The sequence below is a fragment of the Bradyrhizobium sp. 2S1 genome, assembly GCF_011516625.5.
Taxonomy (GTDB): domain Bacteria; phylum Pseudomonadota; class Alphaproteobacteria; order Rhizobiales; family Xanthobacteraceae; genus Bradyrhizobium; species Bradyrhizobium septentrionale.
Genome location: NZ_CP147717.1, coordinates 8,598,005 through 8,613,635, shown reverse-complemented (window position 1 = coordinate 8,613,635; position 15,631 = coordinate 8,598,005). Strand labels below are relative to the sequence as shown.

Here is a 15,631-nt window from a genome sequence, read left to right as displayed (position 1 = left end):
TGGTGCCAGGAGCTAGCTAGCCCGTCCTATTCGTGAGAGTGCGTTTTTTTAGTCCGATTGATGTGGCCGCACATCTGCTCTGACGAGGCGCGCGGGATTGCCTTCGGCTTTTCACCGCCTGACGACCGGTACTTTGCAACGCGCTTGAGGTGTAGGTTGGGCGAACGGGGGGCGGACGCCCCGCCGGTCAAGGACCGAGCGGCAGCAGCGCGCCTGGCAAGCCGCGGATCAGGTCGGCTTCGGGACAGGCCGCGGCAAACGCAAGGCGAATGCGGCTCGTGGTCTCGACGACACGGGCAGCGAGTTTCAAGAGACGAAGACGCAGCGTCGCGAACTCGGCTGTGGCCAATTCCCGGGCTTTGGGAATCGCGTCGCGCACGGTCAGCATCAGCCAATAAGCGGCGGTGTGGAGAACGAGGCGGACTTGATTGGCGAGCGCCGAACGGCAGCTGGTGCGATCGGAGGCGAGCTGTGTCTTATGCAGCTTGATCAGATTCTCGGCTTGGCCGCGCGCGCAATACAGGCTGTCGTAGATCCACTCGGCCGAGCCGACATCGAGGCTGGTGACGACGAAACGGATGTCGAGGCCGAGCATCGTCGCCTCAATACGGGCGACGGTACGCCGTTCGCGATCCCAGGACTTGGCCTTGTGGCGCGTCTCGGTATAGCCACGCAGAACCGGCAGGTTCTCGATGGCGCGTCGCGTGCGGATGTCGTCGGCGGCCTCGTCGAGTTTTCTGGCGAGCGGCTTGGTGCCGGACAGACCGAAGATGTAGTCGATGCCGTTGGTCTCGCACCACGCCATGGCCTCCGGCCGGGCATAGTGCCCGTCGCCACGGAACGTGATTCGCGTGTTGTGCCACCGCGTCCGGATATGCCGTATCAGGCGGCGCAGATGGGCACGCACCTCGACGCCGCCCGGCGTCTTGCCGGGCCGCAACACGACCGCCACGGGCCGGCTCTTCTCCGTGTCGTAGACGTGGATCGGCAGGAAGCAGCGTTCGTCATAATGAGCGTTGAACAGCGAGAGCTGCTGATGGCCGTGGACGACATCGCAGGTATCATCGATGTCGAGCGTGACGGATGCCGGCTCGCGCGGGTAGCTATCCATCCATGCGTCGACCAAAGTGTAGGTCAGTCGGATCACGTCGCGCAGGCGCGGAGCATTCTCCAGCCGCGACAGCGTCGGTTGGGAACACAGATCGCGACCCGTGTCCGGCAGCCGTCCGCAGGCCAGCTTGAATGCGGGATCGGACCGCAGATGATCGAGGTCGTCGGCGTCCTCGTAGCCGCAGCAGATCGCGAACATGCGCGCGCGGAACATATCGACAAGGCTGTGCACGACCCGCGTCGGATCGCGCCGATCCGGGAACACCCGGGCCAAATTGTCGGCCAAGCCGAGACGCCGCTCGGCCATCGCCAGAAGCATCACGCCCCCGTTCGAGGTCAGCCGACCGCCATCGAAGGCAGCTGTGACTTTCTTGGCGTGAACGGCTGGAAACGAGAAGGGCAGAATCGTATCATCGGTCATGGCGGGCCTGGCGTTCGCGGTTGAGGTGATGGGGTTGGCTTTGCAACCGAATCCTACGCCGCATCAGCACTTTACACCACGCTCGCCAGCCTCTCTGGCGCCCTCTGACGAATAAGACGGGTTAGCTGCCTGTATGTAATACAGCCTAGAATTGTAACGCTGGGGGTGGGATGCCGGAGACTTGTTGGGGGCCTGTGTGCGAGTGGATTCATATCGTTGCACAATGGCTAAAAATACACGCCATTCCGCTCGCCCCGCTGGCCACTCCATTAGTAGCCATGCTAGCGGGCGCGATTGCGCTCTATTCGATCCATGTTACTCGAGTTACGGCTCGTAGGCGGGCCGCTATCGATTTTTTCCTAAAGACCGACATGGATAAGGGGATGGCGGAGATTTACAAGGCCTTCCGAGATTCCTTGGCTGTGTGGGAAGTTCACGCAGCCGCCAACAGGCCCGTTGAGGAGTTCATAAAGAGTCCGGATGGGAAGCTGACCGACGACTACAGAAACATAAACACCTATCTCAACATTCATGAACTGGTGGCGGTCGGCATCAGGAATAAGGTTTTTGACCACACTGTCTGTTACCATTTCTGGTCTGACGCGCTGGTAGGACATACCGAGCGAACGAAGGCGCTCATCGAGCACGAGGTATCTACCGAAGGGGGGGCCGCCGCCTATTGGGAGCTGCGAAACCTAAGCAGCAAGTGGAAGAAGAGGTTGTTAGCGTGGCAGGCCAAACAGACGAAGAAAGCTGTGCGTTGAGCCCTCTGCGGCGCGGATTTCCTGACAACCCACGCTCGCTAATGGCTTGGAAGATTTTTGCTAGCGGAAACCGCTAACCCTCGGCGGCGTGCGCGTCAGCGCCGCCAGCGCCAGGATATTCCGCCGACTACAATCGTCGAGCAGCCCCCCCCCCGCCCCATCAACGCTAAACCCGCCTAGTACCCAGAATCAGAGCTGAGTGATACGGCGGCCTTTGAAACGGCGTTGACGGACCTTTTTCTTGGTCCAGACGAAGGGCTCGGCTCTGTCGTTGTATGCGTTGACGTAGGCATCGATGTGCTCCTGAAGCTGCGTGAGGCTTGTGAAGGAGGTGCCGCTGAGCGACTGCCCCTGCAAGATCGAAAACCATACCTCGACCTGATTGAGCCAAGACGCACTTGTCGGCGTGAAATGAAATTGCACGTTGGGGTGGGCCTTGAGCCAATGCTCGTTCTTCTTGTGGGTGTTGAGGTTGTCGAGGATGACGTGAAGCTTCCGGTTCGGAAAAGCCGCGGTGACGCTGTTCATGAAGTCGAGAAACTCGACGCGGCGTCGGCGTTTTGAATGCGCCGCGATGATCTTTCCGGTGGCGACTTCGAGCGCCGCAAACAATGTTGTGGTGCCATGCCGCTTGTAATCGTGGCTCTGGCCGGTCAAGGCGCGGCCATTGGGCAACTTCAGATAACCCTGCGCTCGCTCCAAAGCCTGGATCGAGGGCTTCTCGTCCACGCACAGCACAATGGCCTTCGCGGGCGGGGCGACATAGAGGCCGACAACATCGGCGGCTTTGGCCGTAAAGTTCGGGTCGTTGCTCTCACACCAGGACTTACGAGCCGCGAGGTCAATCTTGTGGCTGCGCAGGAACCGCCAGACATATTGGACGTCAACATCGCCCAGCGCCCCGGCCAGCAGGGGCCCGGTCCAGCGTGCGAACCCGTCCGGCGGCGGCTTGTCCAGCAGCTTCAGAATCCGCTTGTCGGTGGCCTTCGTATAGATTGGCTGCTTGCCCGGTCGCGGCTTGTCTTGCAGCCCTTCAAGGCCTTGGTCGGCATAGCGATGCCGCCAAAGGCTGACAATCCGCGGCTGGACCCCAACTTCCTTGGCGATCGACCGAGTGCTGCGTCCATCCGCCGCCAACAGAACTATCCGCGCCCGCTTCAAATCGCGCTGCAACGTCACCGGGGAGCGGCAACACGCCTCAAGCACCTTGCGATCTTTCCTCGAAAGGTGGACTTCTCTTGCTTCGGGTATCATCCCGACCTTGAATCACGACTCACGCTTTAAGAACAGTAGGTACTAGCCCGTCTTATTCGTCAGAGTGCGCCTGAGAGGCTGGCGAGCGTGGTGTAAAGCGCTGATGCGGCGTAGGATTCGGTTGCAAAGCCAACCCCATCACCTCAACCGCGAACGCCAGGCCCGCCATGACCGATGATACGATTCTGCCCTTCTCGTTTCCAGCCGTTCACGCCAAGAAAGTCACAGCTGCCTTCGATGGCGGTCGGCTGACCTCGAACGGGGGCGTGATGCTTCTGGCGATGGCCGAGCGGCGTCTCGGCTTGGCCGACAATTTGGCCCGGGTGTTCCCGGATCGGCGCGATCCGACGCGGGTCGTGCACAGCCTTGTCGATATGTTCCGCGCGCGCATGTTCGCGATCTGCTGCGGCTACGAGGACGCCGACGACCTCGATCATCTGCGGTCCGATCCCGCATTCAAGCTGGCCTGCGGACGGCTGCCGGACACGGGTCGCGATCTGTGTTCCCAACCGACGCTGTCGCGGCTGGAGAATGCTCCGCGCCTGCGCGACGTGATCCGACTGACCTACACTTTGGTCGACGCATGGATGGATAGCTACCCGCGCGAGCCGGCATCCGTCACGCTCGACATCGATGATACCTGCGATGTCGTCCACGGCCATCAGCAGCTCTCGCTGTTCAACGCTCATTATGACGAACGCTGCTTCCTGCCGATCCACGTCTACGACACGGAGAAGAGCCGGCCCGTGGCGGTCGTGCTGCGGCCCGGCAAGACGCCGGGCGGCGTCGAGGTGCGGGCCCATCTGCGCCGCCTGATACGGCATATCCGGACGCGGTGGCACAACACGCGAATTACGTTCCGTGGCGACGGGCACTATGCCCGGCCGGAGGCAATGGCGTGGTGCGAGACCAACGGCATCGACTACATCTTCGGTCTGTCCGGCACCAAGCCGCTCGCCAGAAAACTCGACGAGGCCGCCGACGACATCCGCACGCGACGCGCCATCGAGAACCTGCCGGTTCTGCGTGGCTATACCGAGACGCGCCACAAGGCCAAGTCCTGGGATCGCGAACGGCGTACCGTCGCCCGTATTGAGGCGACGATGCTCGGCCTCGACATCCGTTTCGTCGTCACCAGCCTCGATGTCGGCTCGGCCGAGTGGATCTACGACAGCCTGTATTGCGCGCGCGGCCAAGCCGAGAATCTGATCAAGCTGCATAAGACACAGCTCGCCTCCGATCGCACCAGCTGCCGTTCGGCGCTCGCCAATCAAGTCCGCCTCGTTCTCCACACCGCCGCTTATTGGCTGATGCTGACCGTGCGCGACGCGATTCCCAAAGCCCGGGAATTGGCCACAGCCGAGTTCGCGACGCTGCGTCTTCGTCTCTTGAAACTCGCTGCCCGTGTCGTCGAGACCACGAGCCGCATTCGCCTTGCGTTTGCCGCGGCATGTCCCGAAGCCGACCTGATCCGCGGCTTGCCAGGCGCGCTGCTGCCGCTCGGTCCTTGACCGGCGGGGCGTCCGCCCCCCGTTCGCCCAACCCATCCCTCAAGCGCGTTGCAAAGTACGGGTCGGTCAGGCGGTGAAAAGCCGAAGGCAATCCCGCGCGCCTCGTCAGAGCAGATGTGCGGCCACATCAATCGGACTAAAAAAAGCACTCTCACGAATAGGACGGGCTAGCTCAGGTCTTTGAGACCGGGGACGGTAGGAGGCTAGGAGGGCTGATCTATCCCAGCTCAGTGCAGGACGGCGGAAAGAATCTCGTGGTGTTCCCCGAGGATCGATATACGTGAACCTCCTCCGAATTGATGGACACCTGTAGTAGGCTCGAAGAGCCAGGAGAGGTGTTGGATGGAAGGACGTCAGCGTAGGTCGTTTACGGACGACTATAAGCGGCAAGCGGTCGATCTGGTCGCTTCGAGTGGCCGCTCGATCGGATCGGTGGCCAAGGAACTTGGCCTGCGCGATTCAGTTTTGCGGCGCTGGGTGGAACTACGTGGAACTGGGCGAGAGCCGACGGCTGCGGCGCGGCGCCCCACAACGCAAGCGACGCTGCCGTCGGCGGACCACGCGGCGGAGATCGCTCGTCTGCAGCGAGAGAACGAGCGGCTGCGCATGGAGCGCGACATTTTAAAAAAGTCGATCGCGATCTTTGCTGGGGGGCCGAAATGAGATTCCGCTTCATCGAAGATCGCCGCGCCGACTATCCTGTGACGATCCTGTGCGACGTGCTCGGTGTCTCGCCGGCCGGCTATTATGCTTGGCGCTCCCGGCCGGAGAGCCAGCGATCGGTCGCCAACCGTGAGCTTGTCGACGACATCAAGCGCGTCCATCGCGAGACAAACGGACGCTACGGCAGCCCGCGTATCCATGTCGAATTGAAGGCCCAGGGCCGCGGGGCGAGCCGTGGCCGCATCGAGCGGCTGATGCGCCATCACGGTATCAGGGCCATCATGGCACGGCCTCGCCGGGTGCGGACGACCGATAGCCGTCACGACCTCCCGATCGCGGCGAACCTGCTCGAGCGCAACTTCACCGCCACTGCGCCGAACCGGATCTGGCTCGCCGATATCACCTACATCGAGACCGATCAGGGTTGGCTCTATCTGGCCACCGTCATGGATTTGTACAGCCGCAGGATCGTCGGCTGGGCGATGGCGGATCATTTGCGTGCCGAGCTGCCGCTGGCAGCCTTGCGGATGGCCGTCTCAGCGCAGCGGCCTGGCGCCGGTCTGATCCATCATTCCGATCGCGGCGTCCAATACGCATCGGCGGAATACCGCAAGGTCGTGCAATCTGCCGGCTTGAGGGCATCGATGAGCCGCAAGGCCGACTGCTATGACAATGCTCCAATGGAGAGCTTCTTTCACACGCTCAAAATCGAGCTCGTCTACCACACTCACTATGCAACACGCGCAGAGGCCACACGTGATATCTTTGCTTACATTGAAGGCTTCTACAATCGAACTCGTCGTCACTCCGCCATCGGCTATGTCAGTCCGATCGAGATGGAGCTAAAAGCAGCTTAACCTTGTCCATTTTTTCGGGGGAAGATCATACGGGGACATTTCACGGGCTGACGTTCGTCAGCGCTAGTGCCAAATCACGACCAAAAAGATTCAATATCCTTCACGAAATTTCGGCGAAGGGTCAGTAACGGGAAGTCCGGCGCGCAAATGCAAAGTAGCCGGTGCCGTTAGAGCGATAGCTGCATCGGGTCAAAGGCGATATCCGCTCACTACCGGCTTAGGTCAGCATTACACTAAGCAACGGGCATAAGAACTGGGGTGGTCAGGTGCCCGCTCCCTTAATCAGTGTCAATCGGCCTGCAAATTTGACCCCTCATCGGCGTCCAATTTTGACCCCTCGTATTGCCTCAGGAAGTAATGTTACCCGGGATGAAGGTCTCGGTCTCGAGCCGCGGCCAGCTCGGTGGAGAGGCTGTGGGCGGGGCGGAGTGCTCATCACACGCAGCGCCGTCCACAGCCTCGGGCCGTATTTCATCCACGGGCATGGATACGATGGCTGTCTCCGCCACCTTCCGCCGGAGGGACCGAAGCAGGCGCTGAACGATCGAATGCTGCTTGTCGCTGAACATCGAAGGATCGATCGTGGCGAGCCTGCCCACGATGGCCAGTGCAGTGAGCTGTGGCTCGACGGCGAGCCAGTTCTCGATGATCGCGAGATGGGGATCGAGCTTCGAGGGCATGCGAATACGCTTTTTATATCGCCGTTTCGGCCGGCGGTGCGTGGCCCGCACTTCGGCGGTGTTTGCCGCCGTGCCGAGCGATCGGGCAAACGAGAGCGGATCAGCCGGCGATACGGTGGGAACCTTCGCAAGACCGCGCTTGCCGATCCGTTCGCCGAGCTCTTCCTGCGCCGTGCGGATCGTGGCAAGCAATTGTATGGGATCGAGAGTCCGATACGTCTGGCGCAGACGGCGCTTGACCGCTGATGGGAGTTTCGGGTGCCCCAGTGCACGTTCGTATGGTGTGGCAGGCGGATGATAGCGTTTGATGATCTTGGCACCCTCGCGGCGCTTCTCTTTGAGCTTGAATGACGGCTGGAAGAAGTTCACCAGCAGGCGCGCCGCCGCGTAGAGACGTGCCATCACGCGGGCCGTCTCGACCCCGTCGAAGCGCCCGTATCCGACGAGCCGCCGGACCACCGCACCGTTCTTCTGCTCCACGAAAGCCTGATCGTTCTTTTTGTAGGCACGTGACCGCGTTACCTCGATCTTCTGTGCTCGGCACCATGGAACGACGACGTCGTTCATGAACGCGCTGTCGTTATCGAAGTCGGCGCCACAGATCACCCACGGGAACAGGCCCTGTGCTCGCGTCATCGCTTCCACGACGAGGCTGCCATCGCGTGTCACCAGGGGCAGGCATTCCGTCCATCCTGTTGCGATGTCCACCATGGTCAAAGTCTGGATAAACGAGCCGGCGACGCTGGTCCCACCGTGCGCGACCATGTCGATCTCGCAAAAGCCTGGCGGCGGGTTTGCCCAGTCATTGAAAGTGCGGATCGGCACCTCGCGTCGAATCGCCGAGTAGAATCCGACTCGCCGCCGGCGCCCCCCAGCAGCCGCAATTTTAACGTCGATCAACATCCGATCGATCGTCGCCGCGCTCAGAGTTGTCAGCAGCGCACGCTCTGCGCTCGTTGGCTTCAGCCGGCCATGCCGCTCGAGTGCGGGCAACAGCACTGGGATCATCGATACGAGGCGCTTACCGCAGACGCGATCGGAGGCTTCCCACAGCGCGATCAGCGCGTCGCGCACGCTGGCGTATTTGCGTCGCCGACTTGTCGCTGGTTCGGTTGGGCTCGTTGCCCCTTCGTCCAGTGGTGGTCTGGGCCTGTCCCTTCCGGCAACCGACAGTGCTCGCACCGCGTGCTTGCGGTGCCAACCCGTCGTTGCTGTCAACTCGTCAAGGATCCGTCCCTTCTCAACTCGTCCAGCCGCACGGTAGCGCCTCGCCACCGCGGCCAACACCTCGCGCCTTGCGCCCATGCTGATCCCGCTCGCCATTGGCGCCACCGACCTGATTCGGTAACGCCGCCCCAGTCATCAGCGGAATTGTTCGGTAACATTTTCGATGAGGCAATGCGCCCCTTCGTGCGGCGGGCTTTGCTGGTAGCGCTCGTCTCGTCGGAGCTGGCCGGGATAGCGGAGGCGAGACGAGCGCGGGTGGCGTGATCGTCGTCTCGGCTCTTGAACCGCCAGCTATCGTTGCCGGTCTCGACAATGTCGCAGTGATGGGTCAATCGGTCGAGCAGCGCTGTGGTCATTTTGGCGTCGCCGAACACGCTCGGCCATTCGCCGAAGGCGAGATTGGTCGTCACGATGACGGAGGCGCGCTCATAGAGCCGGCTGACGAGGTGGAAGAGGAGCTGGCCACCGGACTGGGCGAAGGGCAAATAGCCGAGTTCATCCAGCACGATGAAGTCCATCCGGGTCAGATGCTCGGCGAGCCGTCCTTGCCGTCCGTTGCGGGTCTCGGTCTCGAGGCGATTGACGAGGTCGACTACGTTGAAGAAGCGGCCGCGGGCACCGGATCGGATGCAGCTTCTGGCGATGGCAATGGCCAGGTGGGTCTTGCCTGTGCCGGTGCCGCCAACCAGCACGACATTGCGTTGCTGGGCGATGAAGCCGCCGCTGGCGAGATCATTGACGAGAGTCTGATTGATCGGCGTGCCGTCGAACTGGAAGTCGGCGATGTCCTTGGCAAGCGGCAGCTTGGCAATGGTCAGCTGGTATTTGATCGAGCGGGCCTGCTTCTCGTTGATCTCGGCGTTAAGCAGGTCGCCGACAATGCGCTGAGGTTCGTGCTGGCGCTTGACGGCAGTTGCCATGATCTCGTCGAAGGCAGCCTTCATGCCGTAGAGCTTGAGCTCGCCCATGAGGTCGAAGATTTGGGTTCGTTCCATCAGATGGTCCTCCGGAGGTTGTCGTAGCGGGCACAATCGGCGATCGGTGCATGACGGAGCGTCAGTGCGGCCGGCGTCATGATGTTGGCCGGTGGGGCGGGTTCACGTTGACGGGCCAGGATGTTGAGCACGACATCGGCGGAATGGACGCCATGACCGAGCGCTTCGGCACAGGCCGCTTCCACCGCGGACAGACCGTCAGTCAGCACCGCGGTGAGGATGTCGACCATCTGCCGATTGCCATCGTCGGTGCTGGCAAGCTTGCGCCGGATCCGCTCGATCGCGGCCGGCAGCACCCAGTCTTTGAAGGGAGCGCCGTTGCGCAAGGCACCGGGTTTGCGAGCCAGCACCGGCACATAGTGCCAGGGATCATAGGTCGTCTCGCCGCGGCCAAAGGATCGCGGGTGCTCGGCAACGATGCGTCCATCCTGACGGATCACGATGCGGTCGGCATAAGCCTGGACTTCGACCGGCCGTCCGACTGCGCTGGCTGCGACCGAGTACTTGTTGTTGTCGAAGCGCACCAGGCAGGTCTTCGAGACCGATGCCGTCACCGCATGGAAGCCGTCGAAGCGGCCGGCATAGGGAACGAGCTTGGGACGCTCGGCTTCGAACACTTCCCAGATCGTCTGATCGACCAGCTCCGGGTGGCGATGAGCCTTGGCGTAGGCGATGCATTTGTCGAGCAGCCAGGCGTTTAACTCGTCGAGGTTTTTGAACCGCAGCCGCGGCGTGAAGAAGCGCTCCCGGACCAGCCCGACCTGGTTCTCGACCTGCCCCTTCTCCCAGCCCGACGCCGGCGTGCAGGCGACCGGATCGACCAGATAGTGGCTGCACATCTGCAGGAAGCGGCGATTGTAGAGACGCCCTTTACCGACGAAGATCGTCTCTACGGCGGTCTTCATGTTGTCGTAGATGCCGCGGGTGCAGGTGCCTTTGAACAGAGCGAACGCCCGGTCGTGGGCGTCGAACACCATCTCCTGCGTCTCCCGCGGATAGGCCCGCACGAACAGCATGCGGCTGTGACAGAGCCGGACATGGGCGGCCTTCACCATCACCGTGGTCCCGCTCAGCAAGACCACCTCGTGGCTCCAGTCGAACTGGTAGGCTTCGCCTGGGGCAAAGCTCAGCGGGACATAAGCCGCCGCGGTCGATTGCCCGCGTTCTTTGCTCCACCGCCTGGCGTAACGCCGCACGGCATCGTAACCGCCGTCGTAGCCGCGGCCGCGCAGCTCTTCGAAGATCCGGATCAACGTCAGCTGTTCACGAGCCGATTTGGCCGCGTTCGCCGCCAGCAATCCGTCAAGCTCTACTGCCCATCGTCCCAGCTTTGGCCGCGGCTGCACCTGCCGCTCGTACTCGAAGGAGGTCTCTCCCGACCTCAGCACCTTCCGGACCGTGTTCCGCGACACCTTCAGGTCACGGGCGATCTCCTTGATCGTCTTGCCCTTGATGAAGTGCTCGCGCCGGATCCGGGCAATTGTCTCCACGATCAGCATCCCCCACCACCTGCTTCGTTCCAAAGCAGGCAGCGCAACAGATCAATCTGTAGGGGGTCAATTTTGGACGCCGATCCCCCGGCTTAGGGGGTCAATATTGCAGGCCGAATGACATTAATCAGACCTTTGAACGAACTTGCCCGCAGCAAACCCTCCGACGTGATGTCCCGGTATTCAACATCGGCATAGAACTTTGGCTCTACCCATGTTGCTTTCGGCTTCCGGAGAGGTCTGGTCAGCTTTGACTTCGGGCTGACCACAGTGTCGAGCTGCTTCCTGATCTGGCTAGAGACGGTGCGGGACCAGCCCGTCCCGACCTTGCCCATGTAAACAAGGTCTTTGCCTTCCTGCTTGCCGAGATACAGGGCGGCGATGCCGCTCGGGTCTTTGACAAAGCCGACGACAGGGAATTTCGCCTTCTGCACGGACTTGATCTTCAGCCAGTTTTCATTTCGCTCCGATCGATACGGGGCGTCCGCCCGCTTGGATATGATGCCCTCCCAATTCAGCTTGGCGGCATGTTCGAACATCTTCTGGCCGTCGCCGACGAGATGTTCGGAAAACAGCACGGGGAGATTGATGTCGTTCTCGCCTAGCAAACCCAGCAGCGCCTGCTTGCGCTCAAATTGAGGGAGTTTGCGAAGGTCTCCATCACGCCACAGAAGGTCGAAGGCGTAATAGACCAATCGATCCTGCCGACCGGCTGCCAGCTCGGCCTGCAATTCCGAAAAGTTCGTCCGGCCCTCGTGGACCACGACCACTTCGCCATCGATGATCGCTTGACCCGAAATATCGAGCGCGCCAGCTCTGACAGAGAACCGTTACTCACGTGAACCTGCACGCGATAGCCATCGTACTTGATCTCATGGAGCCACTGCTCGCCCTGCGGCGCTTTGGCTTTCAGGGTGGCGAGCTGGGGTCTAATGAACCCCGGCATTTCGATACGCTTTGGCACTCAGGAAACTCACAAATACTCGCCGGACCTTGGAGGCGATGCGAGCCATTTTTGCATACTTCCCGCAGAATCACGAAAAATCAGGAGACGTGACAGCTCTGACACCACCGATGCTATGCTATAGCTCCAGACGAGTTGTCGGATATATCCTCAGAACCCCGACCGAGCAGGCGCTGTCGATCCTATGCCACGAGACCGCGTGGTCTGCACCAGCTACGATCCCCAATGGATTGATAATTGGCCAACCAGATCGCGTGGCGCTCTCATGCCGCGATGCACCAGCGACGATACACCAAATGGTCAGGCCACTTCCCCGCTGGAAGCCCGGTCGACTGGATCGCAGCTGGCCACGTCACCTGCAGCATCCAGTGTCACGGTTGTAGCCGCATGGCCGATGTCACACTGGACAGCCTGCCCCAAGATCGTCCATGGACGCGGATCGGCTGGTATCTGATCTGCTCGGTCTGCGGTGCCACCGGCTCGGTGAATATTGTGCCGAACTGGCATGACATGAAGAGACATGCCGTGCCGTTTTCGCCGGGCTGGCGCTCGAGATGAAGCCATGAAATCCTGTGCAAGGTACGGGCGGTGAATTCGCAAACACACGGGTCATTCGCCCACCTCGATTCGTTGCGCCCACCTCCGACGCCAGTGGCGTGAGGTCGCCGAAGAGTCAACATTTGACCGATTGGGTTATAAGCATGACAGAGCGAGCATTGGGACGTCTTGAGCGCGTCGATCTCCGCGAAATTTGGCTGAGTGAGGCCACCGGCTTCACACCGTGGCTCGCCCGCCCGGAGAACATGGCCGTTCTCAGCGAGACGCTCAACATTGAGCTAGAGCTAGAGGCGCAAGAAAGATCTGTCGGTCCATTTCGTGCAGATCTCTTGTGCAAGGACATTGGCACCGACCGGTGGGTCCTGATTGAAAACCAGCTTGAGCGGACCGATCACACCCATCTGGGACAACTACTGACCTATGCCTCCGGTTTGGAGGCCGTCACAATAGTTTGGATAGCAGCCCGCTTTACCGAGGAACATCGCTCCACGCTCGATTGGCTCAACAAGATAACTGACGAAAGCTTTCGGTTCTTTGGCTTGGAAGTGGAACTCTGGCGGATAGGAACTTCCCCGGCTGCCCCAAAATTCAACGTGGTCTCTAAGCCGAACGAGTGGTCGCACTCGGTGGCGACCGCAGCGCGCGTGATCGATGACGGCGAGCTGTCCGAGAGAAGGCAGTTACAGCTCAGATATTGGACCGCGTTCAACGCGAAGCTTGAGACGATAGGCGGTCCGGTTTCAGGGCGCCGGAAGGCTCAACCACGGGCATGGATGGGATACCCGATCAGCCGAAGTTCTATGTCGCTGAATGGAGTGATCGTAGTTGGAAGGAGGCGACTGCGGGCCGAGCTGTATCTGAGGGGTCCGCAGGCGAAGCGCTTTTTTGCGCTGTTGTTTGAACAGAAGACCGACATAGAGCGAGAGCTTGGGTTTGGTCTCGATTGGCAAGAGCTGCCCGAGGGGCAGGATTCCCGCATCGCGTTTTCGATCGACGCGGACCCGGCCAATGAATCCGATTGGCCTCGTCAGCACGACTGGTTGGCGACACGGCTCAACGAATTTCACAGGGTATTTTCGCCACGAGTGCGCGACCTGGAACCGGAATGAACTGGAAGGATTCGCAACGTACGAGCGGCGGATGGCCCTCGTTGAGCGCTGTAATCTCTATCCTCTCGTTGGTTGGCGTTGCCTACGCTGCGGACCTCACCGGGCAGGCAAGCATCATCGACGGCGACACCCTAGAAATTCACGGCACCCGCATTCGGCTGTGGGGAATCGATCCTCCCGAGAGCGACCAGCTATGCCGGGGCGAGGACGGCCTGCCATATCGCTGCGGAGCGAAAGCCGCAAACGATCTCGCTGCCTTCATGGGTGACGGATCACGACCTGCGCCCCGGTGACCGTCGACCGATACGGTCGCACCGTTGCTTCTTGTTGGCGTTGGATTGGCCGCGATATAGCCAAGGCCGTTATGCCGCTGCTCAGGAACAGGCCCGCCGCGATGAACGCGGTATATGGTCAGGTAGCTTCGTCGAGCCGTGGCGGTTTCGGCAATGCCTCAGACTTGGCGGATGGACCGCAAAGTGCTCGGATGAGGCGCGTTAGACTGGGGCGCCGCTATGTTATCAGCGATAAATTCGTACTCGCGTCTTCATCGCTGTAAGGCCCTTATCCGTGATCCGGTAGGCCAATTCGTTTAACGTCCCTCGGTGCTCGACCCAGCCCTTGCTAAGCAGGTTTGAAAAAGTCTTCCTGCTCACAGGTAGCGTGGTTGCCATCACCCAATCGCGTCCGTGCAGATACTCCATCATTTGGCGCTCGCGATGCGTCGGAGTGGTCATTGCGCTTGTCAGGCCCTAGTTCGAATCGGCAGGCAATTTTTCGGCTCGCTGATGGCCGAGGTAGCAACGAAGGCGAGCCGTGAGAGCCTGCCTATCCTTAACCTCGCATTCCCAAATTACCAACGTTTGCCAGCCAGCTGCCTGCGCGGCCTCAAGTAGTCGTTGGTCTCGTGCTTTGTTTGTTGCTAACTTCTGTGACCAGAAATCCGATCTCGTCTTTGGCACGTGGTGTCCAGAACATCCGGTGTGAGCGTGCCAGAAACAACCATGCACGAATATAGCCTTGCGGCGAGCCGTGAATGCGATGTCTGGACGGCCAGGAACCTTGGCCAATTGTATCCTATATCGGTAGCCAAGTTCTGTAAGTAAGCGCCGAACGATTCGCTCCGGCCCTGTGTCGGAGCGCCGAATACGGGCCATATGTTCGCTGCGTTCCTGAAGTGTGAGCCGGTCAGCCATGTCGGTTCAAATCGGTTGTCTCCACACCTTAGTTCCGTTCCGAGCTGGGTGAGGCTTGAAGCGGTGGTCCGGTATGATAGTCAAGATAGGGAGTCGCGGGCTCCAAAATCAAGCAGGACTGCAAGCAGTCGCGCGATTTGGAATGGCGCAATGGACGTGGCCCAGAAGGAGCTTCGGTGAAGGCGTTAACCGCGTTTGAGACCTGAGCGTCGATAGCTGCGCTCATCAAGCCGGGCGCCGCTTCGGCGGTTACTTTCAAGCACTCCTCCCCTTTGGAATGGGAGGTATCTGGCGAAGCCACCGCTAGTGGTCGACAGACTATAGTATTCAAGTATTGCGGTGCTTGAGGTCCATCGTACCGTTGTTCAATTTAGGCCGCGCCGCTGCATCACGTTCGGCAGGTCTATCACCTTAGCCTGTTCAGCATTAACCAAACGGCGCAGTTCCGCAATCGCGACCTGATGCTCTGCCAGCTGATCACCGGTGTGACGGTCCTCAACCGACCGCAGATCGTTCACGCTCGCCAATTGCCTCAGCTTGGTGTCGAGAGCGCCGATGTTATCGGCCTGCGCCTTCATCTTCTCGTCCTGATCCTCGATCAGGGCCTTCAGCTCGGCGACTAATTCGACGAGGACCTCGCGATCAAAGCTGCGTCTGGCGTCGATTCGTGAGTCGCACCAGTTGTTCCAAGCGGACCAGTCAGGCTCGCGCTGTTTGTGGGTCATGACGTTCACCAGTTGACGTTGTTAACCCGTCCTATTCGTGAGAGTGCGTTTTTTTAGTCCGATTGATGTGGCCGCACATCTGCTCTGACGAGGCGCGCGGGATTGCCTTC

Annotated in this window: 12 protein-coding genes and 2 pseudogenes; 5 read left to right on the top strand and 9 right to left on the bottom strand. The window is 60.6% G+C overall.

From position 1 onward, the window contains the following. Positions 1-187: 187 nt before the first annotated feature. Positions 188-1,531: an IS1380-like element ISBdi2 family transposase gene (locus HAP54_RS40760; RefSeq protein ID WP_166204320.1), complete on the bottom strand. Its 1,344-nt coding sequence runs from the start codon at positions 1,529-1,531 to the stop codon at positions 188-190. Between the two features lie 170 nt (positions 1,532-1,701). Here HAP54_RS40760 and HAP54_RS40755 point away from each other — a divergent pair, with 170 nt between their 5' ends. Continuing rightward, positions 1,702-2,295, top strand: coding sequence for a DUF4760 domain-containing protein (locus HAP54_RS40755; protein ID WP_176422113.1), 594 nt, complete (start codon positions 1,702-1,704; stop codon positions 2,293-2,295). A 189-nt stretch (positions 2,296-2,484) separates the two neighbouring features. Here HAP54_RS40755 and HAP54_RS40750 read toward each other — a convergent pair whose 3' ends face one another. Beyond that, the gene (locus HAP54_RS40750; protein WP_166204319.1) at positions 2,485-3,549 is read right to left on the bottom strand and encodes an IS630 family transposase; all 1,065 of its coding nucleotides are present in this window, start codon (positions 3,547-3,549) and stop codon (positions 2,485-2,487) included. A gap of 167 nt (positions 3,550-3,716) precedes the next feature. On the opposite strand from HAP54_RS40750, the gene HAP54_RS40745 reads away from it, so the two are divergent. Further along, positions 3,717-5,060 carry an IS1380-like element ISBdi2 family transposase gene (locus HAP54_RS40745; RefSeq protein WP_166204320.1) on the top strand — a complete coding sequence of 448 codons (1,344 nt, stop codon included), beginning with the start codon at positions 3,717-3,719 and terminating at the stop codon, positions 5,058-5,060. A gap of 342 nt (positions 5,061-5,402) precedes the next feature. Next, a protein-coding gene (locus HAP54_RS40740) for an IS3 family transposase (RefSeq protein ID WP_414645828.1) occupies positions 5,403-6,580 on the top strand; the annotation gives its coding sequence in 2 pieces (ribosomal slippage) (positions 5,403-5,694 and positions 5,694-6,580; 1,179 coding nt in all). Between the two features lie 347 nt (positions 6,581-6,927). On the opposite strand, the gene HAP54_RS40735 is transcribed toward HAP54_RS40740, so the two are convergent. The 4 genes and pseudogenes from HAP54_RS40735 to HAP54_RS40720 all read right to left on the bottom strand — a co-directional run bounded on the left by HAP54_RS40735 (position 6,928) and on the right by HAP54_RS40720 (position 11,742). After that, positions 6,928-8,334 carry an integrase catalytic domain-containing protein gene (locus HAP54_RS40735; protein ID WP_166296846.1) on the bottom strand — a complete coding sequence of 469 codons (1,407 nt, stop codon included), beginning with the start codon at positions 8,332-8,334 and terminating at the stop codon, positions 6,928-6,930. 425 nt (positions 8,335-8,759) lie between these two features. Then, positions 8,760-9,482, bottom strand: a pseudogene (gene istB, locus HAP54_RS40730) (IS21-like element helper ATPase IstB); the annotation flags it as partial. 8 nt (positions 9,483-9,490) lie between these two features. Then, a pseudogene (istA, locus tag HAP54_RS40725) lies at positions 9,491-10,981 on the bottom strand (IS21 family transposase); the annotation flags it as partial. An 83-nt stretch (positions 10,982-11,064) separates the two neighbouring features. Further along, positions 11,065-11,742 carry an ATP-dependent DNA ligase gene (locus tag HAP54_RS40720; protein WP_312022781.1) on the bottom strand — a complete coding sequence of 226 codons (678 nt, stop codon included), beginning with the start codon at positions 11,740-11,742 and terminating at the stop codon, positions 11,065-11,067. A 431-nt stretch (positions 11,743-12,173) separates the two neighbouring features. Here HAP54_RS40720 and HAP54_RS40715 point away from each other — a divergent pair, with 431 nt between their 5' ends. Both HAP54_RS40715 and HAP54_RS40710 read left to right on the top strand, forming a co-directional pair. Then, on the top strand, positions 12,174-12,494 hold the full coding sequence (locus HAP54_RS40715; protein ID WP_166296844.1) for a hypothetical protein: 321 nt from the start codon (positions 12,174-12,176) through the stop codon (positions 12,492-12,494). Positions 12,495-12,637: 143 nt separating this feature from the next. Next, positions 12,638-13,603 carry a DUF4268 domain-containing protein gene (locus tag HAP54_RS40710; protein ID WP_166306923.1) on the top strand — a complete coding sequence of 322 codons (966 nt, stop codon included), beginning with the start codon at positions 12,638-12,640 and terminating at the stop codon, positions 13,601-13,603. 518 nt (positions 13,604-14,121) lie between these two features. Here the strand turns inward: HAP54_RS40710 and HAP54_RS40700 are convergent. The 3 genes from HAP54_RS40700 to HAP54_RS40690 form a co-directional block, all read right to left on the bottom strand. Continuing rightward, entirely contained in the window at positions 14,122-14,307 is a 186-nt protein-coding gene (locus HAP54_RS40700) for a hypothetical protein (protein ID WP_166296842.1), read from the bottom strand. A gap of 45 nt (positions 14,308-14,352) precedes the next feature. Further along, the gene (locus tag HAP54_RS40695) at positions 14,353-14,796 is read right to left on the bottom strand and encodes a very short patch repair endonuclease (RefSeq protein WP_166296840.1); all 444 of its coding nucleotides are present in this window, start codon (positions 14,794-14,796) and stop codon (positions 14,353-14,355) included. Positions 14,797-15,161: 365 nt separating this feature from the next. After that, entirely contained in the window at positions 15,162-15,521 is a 360-nt protein-coding gene (locus HAP54_RS40690) for a hypothetical protein (RefSeq protein WP_166296838.1), read from the bottom strand. Between the last annotated feature and the right edge of the window lie 110 nt (positions 15,522-15,631).

What these genes read in the sequence shown, in the direction of transcription:
- HAP54_RS40760 (WP_166204320.1), bottom strand. Translation starts at nt 1,531, where the DNA reads ATGACCGATGATACGATTCTGCCCTTCTCGTTTCCAGCCGTTCACGCC.
- HAP54_RS40755 (WP_176422113.1), top strand. Translation starts at nt 1,702, where the DNA reads ATGCCGGAGACTTGTTGGGGGCCTGTGTGCGAGTGGATTCATATCGTT.
- HAP54_RS40750 (WP_166204319.1), bottom strand. Translation starts at nt 3,549, where the DNA reads ATGATACCCGAAGCAAGAGAAGTCCACCTTTCGAGGAAAGATCGCAAG.
- HAP54_RS40745 (WP_166204320.1), top strand. Translation starts at nt 3,717, where the DNA reads ATGACCGATGATACGATTCTGCCCTTCTCGTTTCCAGCCGTTCACGCC.
- HAP54_RS40710 (WP_166306923.1), top strand. Translation starts at nt 12,638, where the DNA reads ATGACAGAGCGAGCATTGGGACGTCTTGAGCGCGTCGATCTCCGCGAA.
- HAP54_RS40700 (WP_166296842.1), bottom strand. Translation starts at nt 14,307, where the DNA reads ATGATGGAGTATCTGCACGGACGCGATTGGGTGATGGCAACCACGCTA.
- HAP54_RS40695 (WP_166296840.1), bottom strand. Translation starts at nt 14,796, where the DNA reads ATGGCTGACCGGCTCACACTTCAGGAACGCAGCGAACATATGGCCCGT.
- HAP54_RS40690 (WP_166296838.1), bottom strand. Translation starts at nt 15,521, where the DNA reads ATGACCCACAAACAGCGCGAGCCTGACTGGTCCGCTTGGAACAACTGG.